Annotated in this window: 8 protein-coding genes and 1 pseudogene; 2 read left to right on the top strand and 7 right to left on the bottom strand. The window is 44.1% G+C overall.

The features are described 5' to 3' along the window. Positions 1-236: 236 nt before the first annotated feature. Positions 237-1,703 carry a potassium/proton antiporter gene (locus CJF29_RS13340; RefSeq protein ID WP_099145905.1) on the bottom strand — a complete coding sequence of 489 codons (1,467 nt, stop codon included), beginning with the start codon at positions 1,701-1,703 and terminating at the stop codon, positions 237-239. A 166-nt stretch (positions 1,704-1,869) separates the two neighbouring features. Here CJF29_RS13340 and CJF29_RS13335 point away from each other — a divergent pair, with 166 nt between their 5' ends. Next, positions 1,870-3,054 (top strand): uracil-xanthine permease family protein, encoded by a 1,185-nt coding sequence (locus tag CJF29_RS13335; protein ID WP_099145904.1) that lies wholly within the window; start codon positions 1,870-1,872, stop codon positions 3,052-3,054. 216 nt (positions 3,055-3,270) lie between these two features. On the opposite strand, the gene hcp is transcribed toward CJF29_RS13335, so the two are convergent. The 6 genes from hcp to CJF29_RS13305 form a co-directional block, all read right to left on the bottom strand. Continuing rightward, on the bottom strand, positions 3,271-4,902 hold the full coding sequence (hcp, locus tag CJF29_RS13330) for a hydroxylamine reductase (protein ID WP_176553091.1): 1,632 nt from the start codon (positions 4,900-4,902) through the stop codon (positions 3,271-3,273). Positions 4,903-5,055: 153 nt separating this feature from the next. Next, entirely contained in the window at positions 5,056-5,724 is a 669-nt protein-coding gene (locus CJF29_RS13325) for a Crp/Fnr family transcriptional regulator (RefSeq protein ID WP_004325775.1), read from the bottom strand. Positions 5,725-5,734: 10 nt separating this feature from the next. Beyond that, positions 5,735-7,048 (bottom strand): sensor histidine kinase, encoded by a 1,314-nt coding sequence (locus tag CJF29_RS13320; RefSeq protein WP_099145902.1) that lies wholly within the window; start codon positions 7,046-7,048, stop codon positions 5,735-5,737. Beyond that, positions 7,045-8,385, bottom strand: a complete 1,341-nt coding sequence (locus CJF29_RS13315; protein WP_099145901.1) for a sigma-54-dependent transcriptional regulator — start codon at positions 8,383-8,385, stop codon at positions 7,045-7,047. Before CJF29_RS13315 ends, CJF29_RS13320 begins: the two co-directional genes overlap by 4 nt. Before the next feature lie 97 nt (positions 8,386-8,482). Continuing rightward, positions 8,483-9,091 (bottom strand): hypothetical protein, encoded by a 609-nt coding sequence (locus tag CJF29_RS13310; protein ID WP_413544546.1) that lies wholly within the window; start codon positions 9,089-9,091, stop codon positions 8,483-8,485. 52 nt (positions 9,092-9,143) lie between these two features. Further along, positions 9,144-9,947 carry a metallophosphoesterase family protein gene (locus CJF29_RS13305; RefSeq protein WP_099145938.1) on the bottom strand — a complete coding sequence of 268 codons (804 nt, stop codon included), beginning with the start codon at positions 9,945-9,947 and terminating at the stop codon, positions 9,144-9,146. Positions 9,948-10,215: 268 nt separating this feature from the next. On the opposite strand from CJF29_RS13305, the pseudogene CJF29_RS13300 reads away from it, so the two are divergent. Beyond that, positions 10,216-12,525, top strand: a pseudogene (locus CJF29_RS13300) (ABC transporter permease). Positions 12,526-12,534 lie beyond the last annotated feature (9 nt).

Below are 12,534 nucleotides of genomic sequence, written 5' to 3'. Positions count from 1 at the left end.
GTAGATGTAAACCGAATTTTAAATTCAAGTTTTACGGTTAATTAACGGAGGGGGAACGAACAATTTTACCAGCCGGATAAAGGTCATTCGTGTTTCTTCCTTAGAACTAGTTCATTGGCCTATATAAAACATTTCGTCTCCACGCATGAAGATGAAACGAATGTCTTGCCAAGGCAAGAGGTTCCATGCGTGGAGACGAATCAGTTATAGTGTACTGAATAACTCTTTTTCAGATGTTATTCTGAATCAGTATCTTTTTCTTTGGATTTTTCGGAAATAAGTAATAGTTTATCTCCTTCGTGCAGTTTCAGTGTTCCGTTGGGAATCAGGAACTCATCTCCGCGCTTCACGATCATTACCAGCGTGCCTTTCGGAAGATTCATATCTTTCAATGTGTCTGCTTCTTCCAGCATACTTTTGGTGATAGTCATGTCACTAAGATCAGAGTCTATTTCTTCCGGAAGTTCCACTCCGAAGTCGTTACCGGTTTTTTCCAGCGGTTTGGAAAGATTCAAAATCCGGGCGACGAAAGAAATGGTTGTTCCCTGTACGACCAATGAGACAATGGTAATAAAGAATACAATGTTGAAAATGAGGTTCGAACCTTCTACGCCCGCCACTACCGGATAGGTAGCAAAGATGATAGGAACTGCACCGCGTAATCCTACCCAAGATACGAAAATACGTGATTTCATCGTGATTTTCCGGAATGGAAGCAGACAGAGGAACACGCTTAACGGGCGGCCGATAATAATCATGAAGACACCAATCAACAATGCCACGGAAGCTACTTCCAGCATTTCGTGCGGGTTGACAAGCAATCCCAGGCAAAGGAACATGATGATTTGGAACAACCAGGTCAGTCCGTCCATAAAGGTGTAGATGTCTTTACGATGCATGATTTTATTGTTTCCTACCATGATACCCGCAATATATACGGCAAGGTAACCGTTACCTTTCAGTAAGTCGGTGATGGAGAAAGTGAAAAATACAAATGCAAGTAATAAGATAGGATACAAGGCCTGATTATCAATATTGAGCTTATTCAACATTCGGATGGCTAGCTTTCCAAGTATATATCCGGCAGCGGCACCAACGATGAACTGGATAATGAAAGATCCGACGATGGCTCCGACTCCCATACCTGCCGACTGAATGAATTGTATCAGGACAATGGTCAGCATATAGGCCATCGGGTCATTACTTCCGCTCTCCAGTTCCAGCATGGGACGAAGGTTGTGTTTCAAGTTCATCTTCTGTGAGCGGAGGATAGCGAATACTGAAGCCGAGTCGGTAGACGACATGGTAGAAGCCAAAAGCAGGGAAGTAGTGATAGGTAAATAGATATTAGACCAGCTCATACCTGATATCCACCAGATAAAGAGTCCGGTGAAAAGGGCTGTGAGTAGTACTCCGACAGTGGAAAGCACGATACCGGGACCTAGAATAGGTTTGATTTCTCTGAATTTCGTATCCATACCTCCCGAGAAAAGGATAATACTAAGGGCCACCATACCGATAAATTGGGCGTCTTTCGCGTCGTGGAACTGCAGGCCGAGGCCGTCACTTCCAAACAACATTCCTACTACGAGGAACAATAATAAGGTAGGTACTCCAAAGCGGTATCCGGTTTTTCCAACAACGATGCTGACGAAAAGTAAGATAGAACCGATAAGTAGAGTGTTTTCTGCTGTAAATATCATAGGCAATATATTATAAAGTTATAAAATTGTCGTATTAATTCTCACCGTGCGAAGTTACACATTATTAACAACAAATAAAAACCCTTTTTGGATGTATTTTTGTGAAAAAAGGGAGTTAAATTGTCTAAAAAGACTAATTTTGCAAAGAATAATCTACATTATACTTATGGATTCAAATAATCTTACACCTTTGAGGAAAGGGATGGTGGGGGTACAATTCTTGTTTGTAGCTTTCGGTGCTACGGTACTCGTGCCGTTATTGGTGGGGCTTGACCCTTCTACAGCTCTGTTTACAGCAGGTATTGGTACGCTTATCTTTCATGCGGTTACGCGTGGAAAGGTTCCTGTTTTTCTGGGGAGTAGTTTCGCGTTTATTGCGCCTATCATTAAAGCGACAGAACTTTATGGGTTGCCCGGCACCTTATCCGGCATGGTTGGAGTAGCATTAGTTTATTTTGTAATGAGTGCGCTTGTCAAATGGCAGGGAGTGAGGGTGATTGAACGGCTCTTTCCTCCCGTTGTCATAGGTCCTGTTATCATTCTGATAGGTTTGTCACTGGCGGGAACAGGAGTGAATATGGCAAAAGAGAACTGGGTACTGGCACTGCTTTCGTTGGTTACCGCAGTCGTTGTTTCAATGAAAGCCAAAGGGCTTTTGAAACTGATTCCTATCTTCTGTGGAATTGTAGTAGGGTATCTGGCTGCATGGCTTTTCTACGATTTGGATTTGTCCGGTGTCAGGGATGCTGCCTGGATTGGATTGCCGCAGTTTGTCTTTCCTAAGTTCTCATGGGAACCTGTGTTGTTTATGATTCCGGTAGCCATTGCTCCAGTGATAGAACATATTGGTGATATTTATGTAGTTAATACGGTCACCGGAAAAGATTTCGTGAAAGATCCGGGGTTGCACCGTACTTTATTGGGGGATGGTCTGGCGTGTTTCTGTGCTGGATTATTGGGTGGCCCTCCTGTGACAACTTATTCGGAAGTGACCGGAGCCATGTCCCTGACAAAAATAACTAATCCGCAAGTGATCCGAATAGCTGCCATTTCCGCTATCTTATTCTCCGTTATCGGTAAAATCAGTGCATTATTAAGATCCATTCCAAGTGCGGTACTGGGCGGCATCATGTTATTGCTTTTCGGAACGATTGCTTGCGCGGGAATTGGTAATCTTGTGAATAATTGCATTGATTTGAGTCGTACAAGAAATATAGTCATTGTGTCTTTGACACTGACTGTCGGTATTGGCGGCGCTGCTTTTAATTGGGGCGATTTTTCATTGTCCGGCATTGGACTGGCAGCTTTGGTGGGAGTGCTTCTCAATTTAATATTGCCTAGAGAAGATTGATATTCTATTTAAAAAGAAACTATTCAAAAAGATTCCATCAACTATGCGTGCGGGATAAACATAGAAATCCTGTTCAATATAGAAAAAGATAGTGACGGTATATGATAAAGATAGTGACGGTATTGTTGTCGTATACCGTCACTATCTTTATCATATACCGTCACTATTTTGCAGCCGGGAATCTCCAATTGAAATTTCCGGCTATTCCATTGTTGTTTAGGATAGGAACTTCACAATATCCTCATCTACTGTGCTGATGCCTCCGATTCCGAATTGTTCGATCAATACGTTCTTTACGTTCGGTGAAAGGAAAGCGGGGAGAGTAGGACCCAGATGAATATGTTTCACTCCTAAAGCCAGTAATGCCAATAAAACAATGACTGCCTTTTGTTCGTACCAGGCGATGTTGTATACGATAGGCAACTGATTTACATCATCCAGTCCGAAGATTTCTTTCAGTTTTAAAGCGATGACGGCCAGTGAGTAGCTATCGTTACATTGTCCTGCATCCAACACTCTCGGAATGCCGTTGATATCACCTAAAGCCAGTTTATTATATCTGTACTTGGCACAACCGGCAGTAAGAATCACGGTGTCACCAGGTAATTTTTGAGCAAATTCCGTATAGTATTCACGGCTTTTCATACGTCCGTCGCATCCTGCCATTACAAAGAATTTGCGGATAGCTCCGCTTTTCACGGCGTCCACCACTTTATCTGCCAGGGCTGTCACCTGTGCATGAGCGAATCCTCCGATAATCGTTCCGTTTTCAATGGCTACCGGTGGCTGACATTGTTTAGCATGAGCAATCAGTGCAGAAAAATCTTTCGGTTTTCCGTCTTTACGTTCGGGGATGTAATGTGCCCCGTCCAAGCCGCAGGCTCCTGTGATGTAAATACGATCCTTGTAGCTGGCATTTGCACGTGGCGGAACGATACAGTTACTTGTGAACAAGATAGGACCGTTGAAACTTTCAAATTCCTCTTTCTGCTTCCACCAGGCGTTTCCGTAGTTTCCTGCCAGATGCTTGTACTTCTTTAGTTGAGGATAATAATGTGCAGGCAACATTTCGCTGTGAGTATATACATCTACTCCTGTACCCTCTGTTTGTTCCAATAACTCTTCCAGGTCTTTCAAGTCATGTCCGCTGATTAATATACCCGGATTATTGCGTACACCGAGACTCACTTGTGAGATTTCCGGATTTCCGTAGCTGCTGGTATTCGCTTTATCCAACTGTGCCATTGCCGATACTCCATGCTTTCCTGTTTCCAAAGTCAGCTGAACCAGTTCTTCCACTGTAATATCATTGCGGGTCAGTTCAGACAAGGCATGTTGCATGAAAGCAAATATTTCCGGTGACTCGTAGCCCAGGTTATGTGCATGCTCTACATAGGCAGCCATTCCTTTCAGGCCATAGTGTACAAGTTCTTTCAGTGAGCGGACATCCTCGTTGGGAGTGCGAAGCACACCGACAGTTTTTGATTTTTCTTCAAACTCATCTTCGCTTCCATTCCAAAGACATTCGTCGGGAGCATTTTCAATCTTTACCTTGTTGGCAAGTTCTTTTTTCAGTTTCAGTCCTTCTTTGATTTTTTCAGTGATAGCCGCTTTATCAAAATTGGCGTTGGTGATGGTGATGAACAATGCATCATAGATAAATTTGTCTGCTTGTTCGGAAGGATGTCCATCTTTACGCAGATGTTCGTTGTAGACAGCAATTCCACGTACTACGAAGAGTAGTAAGTCTTGCAGGTTAGCCACTTCAGACGTTTTACCGCACACACCTTTCAAGGTACAACCGGTACCCATTGCGGTTTCTTGACATTGATAACAGAACATACTCATAACTTTTACGTTTTTAATTAGTCCAATATTTTATTTATTGAACGCAAAAGTAGAGGAAAAGTTTCAGGTGATTCTGTAACCAATGTTACAACAATGAATATTTTTTATCTAAAACACTCATTATTCGATTCATAAATCTTTAAACTGCTCCTATTATTGAATAAGCCGTACCAGTTGTTCTTTCTGTAAAATAGTGATATGCTTGCGATCGGCTATCAATAATCCATCTTCCTGCATGTGCGCCAGTTCACGGGCGAGGGAAGGACGGGATACTCCGAAATAATCACTCAATTCCTGTTGTGAACGGTCGAGGGTGATATGCGTCTGTTGTTGCTGTTTGTATAATCGGAGCAAGTACGAAGCAAGTTTCTGACGAATCGTTTTAAACGACATAAAGAAAAGCTTATCCGATAAAGTCCGTGCATAATTGGCAGAAAGATTCATATAGTTTTCCAAAAACTGCTCGTTCTTACGGAATAAACTCAATACACTTGATTTAGGAAGTTCGATAACCTCTGTCGGTTCGTTGGCAGTCACTTCCACCGGATAGCGGTTCTCCTCACCGAACAGAAACAGAGGGGCAATCGCTCTTGGAGCAGCGATGTCTTCCACTTTGATAAGACGTCCCGAATAATCAATCATCTCTCCACGCACGCTTCCTTTGGTCAGGATGACGAGGCGATTGCACACAGCTCCTTGTTGAGCCAGGATTTCCCCTTTCTTATAAGAACGTGTATGGAAACTGATCTCTTCCAGATCGGCAAAAAGTCTTTCCGGAGTGATCCCCCGGAATAAGGGATTGTTGACGAGTGCAGGTATCATATATCAATAGTTATTTGAATTTTAAAATAAACGTTGTTTCTTTCTCCCGCAGCAAAGTGAGACTCCCGCCCGAAAGGCGCATGATCTGTCGTGAAGTACTAAGTCCGATTCCGCTACCATTTTCTTTGGTGGTGAAGAAAGGAATAAAGATATGCTCTGCTATTTCCGACGGGATTTCAGGACCGTTGTTTTTGATCTCGATCCATATTTCTTCCATATCATTGCAATAAGCCCGAAGCTCGATTCTACCATCCGGCTGGCTGCCGATTGCCTGGATGGCATTCTTCAGAAGATTGATAACTACCTGGGCGATGAGGTTTTCATCCGCATACAGAATTAAGTCCGCAGGAGAAATCTCCGTGTGGAAACAAATAGTGTCACACGGATTCTGATGGCGGGCAAGTTCAATCATCCTTTCTATGAATGCTTTCACATAGAACAATGACGGTTCCGGTGCAGGTATGCGTGTAAACTGCCGGTAAGATTCTACAAAAGAGAGCAAGCCTTTTCCTGTGGTGCTGATGGTCTGCAACCCGTGACTGATTTCTTCATCTTTACCCTCGGACATGGAAAGAAGAGTGTCACAAAGAGAAGTGATAGGCGTGACCGAATTCATGATTTCATGCGTCAGAACCCGTGTCAGGCGAATCCATGAATCTATTTCCTTTTCATCAAGTTCGGTATTGATATCATTCAGAGCCAGAATACGCAGATGCTCTTTGCGCACATTGATTTCCGATACACGTATGGATAGATTAACGGTTCCCCGTTCGTTGTGAAATATCACTTGCAGTTTGTCTCCGGGACGGCAGTTCTCTATTTTCTCCATGAGCGTAGTGTCTACTTTACTCAACTGATGGATATGCGTGAATATATTCAGCCCCAAAAGACGGAGTGCCTCCTTGTTCTTCTGATAAACAGCCCCATTGTCATTGAGTACCAGCAATCCTGTACTGACAAAATCCAGAATCAGCTCGTAATATTTCTCTTGTTGTGCGGTTTCCGCTTTTACATTATATAAGATATGTCCCACCCGGTTGAGTGCCCGGTTGATCTTTTGGCTTTCGGGAGTACCGTTTTCTTCGGGAAAATGAAAAGTGTTATCATTATTTTCAAGCGCGTTAATCATGAAAAGCACCTGCTTGGTGTGAAGCTGGTACAGGCGGATTTGCCAGATGATACTAAGTACCAGCAGACAAAGACTGATGCCCAACCAACCGTATGATTGATGAATACCGAACCAGACAGTCGATATACAGAAAAGTACAGTCAGCAAAACTCTGAACCAGTACCGAATCCCCAGTTGTTGGATCTGTGAGCTCATAATCCGAATTTTTTCATCTTGTTATAGAGCGTCTGCCGGGTTATTCCCAGTTGAGCGGCCACTGCCGATAGATTTCCCGCACAGGCATCGAGCGCTTTCCGTATCATCTGCACTTCCATTTCTTCCAGGGTGGAGATACTCTGTTCCTGAATGGCTATCCGTGGTACGGATAATTGGAATAATTCAGCAGGAATCAGCGGACTGTCATTGATGATAACCGCCTTTTCGATGACGTGCTCCAATTCGCGGATATTACCATACCAGGGATGCGCAGTCAATTTATCCTTTGCTTCGGGAGTGAACTTCATCAACGACTTGTCATATTGCTTGCAGAAGTGAACCATAAATCGTTCGGCCAATGGGATAATATCCTCTTTCCGTTCGCGCAGGGGAGGAATTTCCACATGAATGGTATTGATGCGGTAGAGCAAGTCTTCCCGGAATTCGCCTTTCGCTACCATCTCCTGCAGGTTCCGGTTCGTGGCACATATCAGTCGGATATCAATAGGAATTGGCGTGTTACTTCCCACTTTCACAATGCTTCGCCGTTGGATGGCGGTTAGTAGCTTTGCTTGCAGATGGTAGGGCAAGTTTCCTATTTCGTCGAGAAACAGCGTACTCTTTTCGGCAGCCTCGAACTTACCTGTCCGGTCGGTGTGTGCATCAGTGAACGACCCTTTTACATGTCCGAAAAGCTCACTCTCGAATAAAGATTCGGTGATGGTTCCCATATCCACAGCAATCATTTCTTTATATTTGCGGTTGGAAAGCGCATGGATTTCCCGTGCCAGCATCTCTTTTCCCGTTCCGTTTTCACCCGTTATCAAGAGGTTGGCATCGGTGACGGCAACCTTTTTAATCAAAGCCCGTAGTTGTTGCATAACCTTGCTTTCTCCCCAGTACATAGGCGAGTGAACAGGCTTTTCTTTACTTGCCGTTTTCCTATCGTTGTGCGTAGAGGTTGCTGCAGTTTGCAGCGTTTCCACCAGTTTCTGGTTGTTCCAGGGTTTGACGATAAAGTCCGTTGCTCCTTCTTTAATACCCCGGATAGCCAGTTCAATATCGGCATAAGCCGTAAAAAGTACGACCGGAAGATCCGGACGTACTTTTTTTATTTCATGTAACCAGAATAATCCCTCATTGCCGGTATTGATGCCCGATGTGAAATTCATGTCCAGCAATACCACTTCCGGCATTTCCTCCCGCAGGACGCTCGTCAGGGTGACAGGCGAGGAGAGTGCAACGACCTTTGAAAAATAACTTTTTAAAAGGATTTGTATGGCAGTCAGCACCCCTTTATTGTCGTCTACAATGATGATTGTTCCAGATTTACTCATTTTCGTTCAAGTTTGTAAAGCGCAAACTTACGAAAAAAGGATGTGATAATTCAAGAATCGTAATTCAAAATTGATTTTATCCCCCTTGTATCTCCAATCATAACCACTGGAACTTCAATCCGAATGATAAACTAAGGTAGTCACGTGGACGGAGATAACTATTGTTTACCGCACTAATCACATAAAGGTCACACGTACTTATTTCATAGAAAAAGGTTACAGACTTGGCCATAAATCTACGTTGCGGGTCAATATCATAGGTCAGGCGTTGTCCCATAAAGACATGGAAACGCACTTTGCTTGAGAAACCATAATACCCCTTCGGATAACGTTCCGGCTCGTTCACCCAGAACTGATTTCCAAATACGGTATTCACATAAAGACCACAAGCAAGAGGCTCCGTCGAGAACCCTTTTCCAATGTTAATGCTCCAGGGCATATAGTTCTGTTTGAGCGTCATGGTCACTTTTGCTTTCTTCGAAGAATATTTCGGGATGAATCCGAGCAATACATCCGTTTCCCACTGATTACGCTTTCCATAATCCCATCCTGTACCGAAAGAGAGTAATCCCATATTTCCGGCATATTGTATTTTGGAATGAGTCGGGATAATCCGCTCCCAGTTTCTGCGGAAACGGTGAACCCGATTGTCATAACGGGTATGTTGGGTCTGTTCCGGTGCGTTTGTCTGGCAGGTGGCAGACATCAGACCGGAAAGCAGGAGAAGCACGTACAGTACTCCTGCGCGTAAGATATAATTAGTATTTAACCAGCTCATATTCGTATTTTTCCGGAGTTATTGTAAATACCAGATAAGTACGGTAATCCATACAATCACTGGTAACATAATGTATTCCATCATCAAAAATCACATCGTCCTGATAGTGATGGGTATGGGCGGCCGTGCAGAACTGTATTCCTGCATACTGTTTGACATAGTGCTGGAATACTTTTGCCACATTATCATTGAACACATCCGTATAGGGACGCGCGTGCATACAAATAACTGTCTTTTCAAACTCCTCCCGCCTGTTCGTTATCTCATTTTCCATAAAGGTAAAGTCCGGTACCGGTTCGGAGTAATCATACTCCAAAGCGTTGGTATTCAGGCAGACAAACTTCACATCTCCTGCGATGAAAGAGAAGTTTGTGGGGCCGAATACAGCTTTGTAGGTTTCCGCTCCCGTTCCCAGGCAGTCATGATTTCCGATCAGAGCCACATAAGGCACATGAAGTCCGTTCATGATATCCCTTTGCCAAAGAAATTCCTTGGTCAGTCCGAAGTCACTCATATCCCCTCCGTGGATGACGAAGTCAATATCATTCCGTTGATTGATCGCTTTTACAAAATCTTCCGTTTCGTCATACCATCGTTGTGAGTCGCCCATTGTCACGAACCGTATCGTAGTTTTACCTTGGCAGCTCGCTTCTATTCTTTCGATGTTGTGTGCATTGACCTCTGTTTCTCCGCTGATGCGGACGTCATACGGATGATAGTCTATCATACCGCATCCCGAAAGGAACAGGCACGAACACAGTGCATATAAATTCTTCCTCTTCATCATTACTTTAATAGTTTATAAAACTGAATGCAAAGATAAAGTTTTCTATCGGGATGGACAATCTCCCCATGGATAATAGAGACTGTTGGAACAATTTAAAGGAGAAATGGAATAGTCTCCCGGTTGTCTAAAAATTAGACGGTACTGTCTAATTTTTAGACAATATTCAGAAAGGTTGAAATGATAAACACTTGATAATGAATTGTTATTCTTTTTTGGCATGCTTTCTGCATTCTTGAAAATAGAAAAAACAGAAATAAAATATAATATGAAACAAATCTATTATGTGATCCGTACTTTATTGCGGGGGCATGGTTCCAACGTTATCAAAATCCTCTCTTTGGCGTTGGGGCTGACGATGAGCATCCTGTTGTTTGCCCGCGTGGCTTTCGAACAGAGCTTTGACAAATGCTTCAAAGATTATGATAACCTGTATCAGATCTTCTCCGTCTTTTCCGCCAATGGCCAAACCTTTGAGCCGCAGGAAATGAACTGCGGACCGGTGGCGGGTGCCATACAGGAGAACTTTCCTAAAGAAGTGGAAGCAGCCACCAGCTATTGTGTCTGGATGAGTGCCCCTCTTTATTATGGAAGTGTCCGTTTTGAAGCTAACAAAGTGACAGCCGATTCACTATTCTTTCAAACTATGGGTATTGACGTTTTGAGCGGTGTTCCGGAAAAGGAACTGATGCAGAAAGATGTTGTCTTTCTTAGTGACCGATTGGCGCGTAAGATGTTCGACCAAGAAAACCCGATAGGCAAAGTAATCTCCTATAATAAAGAAATAGAACTGACAGTGAAAGGCACGTACGCCGACATACCCGAAAATGCCACCGTCAGACCGGATGCAGTGATTTCTCTGCCTACCGTATGGAGCCGTGGATGAGGAAACTACTCATGGAGAGGAGGCGATAGCTGGATCGCATTTATCCGTTTCCGTCCCGGAGCAGACAAATCCGTGGTGAATGCCCGGTTGAATGACCTGATAAAGAAATATCGTCCTGCGGAAGACCAGAAAGTGGTAGGTTATACCGCTTTTGTAAAGCCGATCCGTGATGTATACAGGGAAGAACCGGACGTGAAGCGGATGCGGAACATCATGTCTATCTTGGGAATAATCATCCTTTTCATCGCTACTTTGAACTACGTACTGATCTCCATTTCTTCACTCTCATACCGCGCCAAAGCCATCGGCGTACATAAGTGTAGCGGTGCAGGCAGCGGCAAAATTCTGGGAATGTTCCTATTGGAAACAGCTATCATTATTCTCTTCGCCTTGCTGCTGATGGGATTAATCTTACAGAACTTCCGCGACTTTATAGAAGACACAACCGCCGTTGAACTCGGAGCCCTGTTCTCTTTAGACCGTCTTTGGGTACCCCTGCTGACGGTAGCTATCCTGTTCCTGATAGGAGGAGCACTGCCCGGACGCATCTTTGCCAAAATCCCCGTTTCACAAGTCTTCCGCCGCTACACAGAAGGAAAGAAAGGCTGGAAACGCCCGCTATTATTCGTGCAGTTTGCCGGCGTAGCTTTCATCTGCGGACTGATGTATGTGGTGATGCTGCAATACTACTATGTCTTAAACAAAGACCTGGGATACAATCCGAAGCGCGTTGTCGTAGCCAATACTGGTTTCGGCAATAAAGAAAACCAGGACTATGCCCTGACTTTCTTCCGTGGCCTGCCTTATGTAGAGTCCGTGTCCAGTGCCGATTCCCATCCCGTCTATAGTTATAGTGGAACGATGATTCAGGATGAAAGCGGACAATCACTTTTCTCCTCCCGTTTTTGCGAAATGATGGAAGACTATCCAAAGATGATGGGTATGGTGATGAAGGAGGGGCGTATGCCACGGAATGAAAACGAAGTAGCCATCAATGAAACATACGGCGAATGGATGCACTGGGGAACAGAGCTATTGAACCGTACTGTCTATAATTCAGGCTACGTATGTAAAGTAGTGGGAGTGATTAAAGACTTCCGGATCGGTAATTTCACCAACCCGCAAGCACCCTTCATCCTGATGAGTACCAAGAATTTCGGAAACTGTGTTCATGTCCGGCTGAAAGAACCTTTTGCAGAGAACCTTCAGAAACTGAATAAAGTATCGGCAGACGCTTTCCCCGATAAAACGGTCGATTTCCGTTCGATGGAGCAGATGATAAAAGAGAGTTATAACTCCATCCGCGTCTTCAGCAATGCTACCATACTGGCGGCGGTTACCATGTTCTTTGTGATGATGATGGGATTGATAGGCTACACAACCGATGAAGTCCGCCGCCGTTCCAAAGAGATTGCCATACGTAAAGTCAATGGTGCCGAAGCCTCCGGCATTCTGGAAATGCTGGTGAAAGATGTGCTTTATGTAGCCGTTGCAGCCGTTGTGATCGGTGTGGCGGCATCATGGTACGTCAATGATATGTGGATGGATATGTTTGCCGAGCACGTGCCTGTCAGTTGGGCGGCGTATGTACTGATAGCGATTGTAAATCTTCTCGTTATCGTAGCCTGCGTACTTTGGAAATCGTGGCGGATTGCCAATGAAAATCCGGTGAATAGCCTTAAAAGTGAATAATTAAAAACA

The sequence above is a fragment of the Bacteroides celer genome, from assembly GCF_002632415.2.
GTDB lineage: Bacteria > Bacteroidota > Bacteroidia > Bacteroidales > Bacteroidaceae > Bacteroides.
The sequence above is the reverse complement of the archived record's forward strand: the minus strand, read 5'-3'. Positions and strand labels throughout refer to the sequence as shown.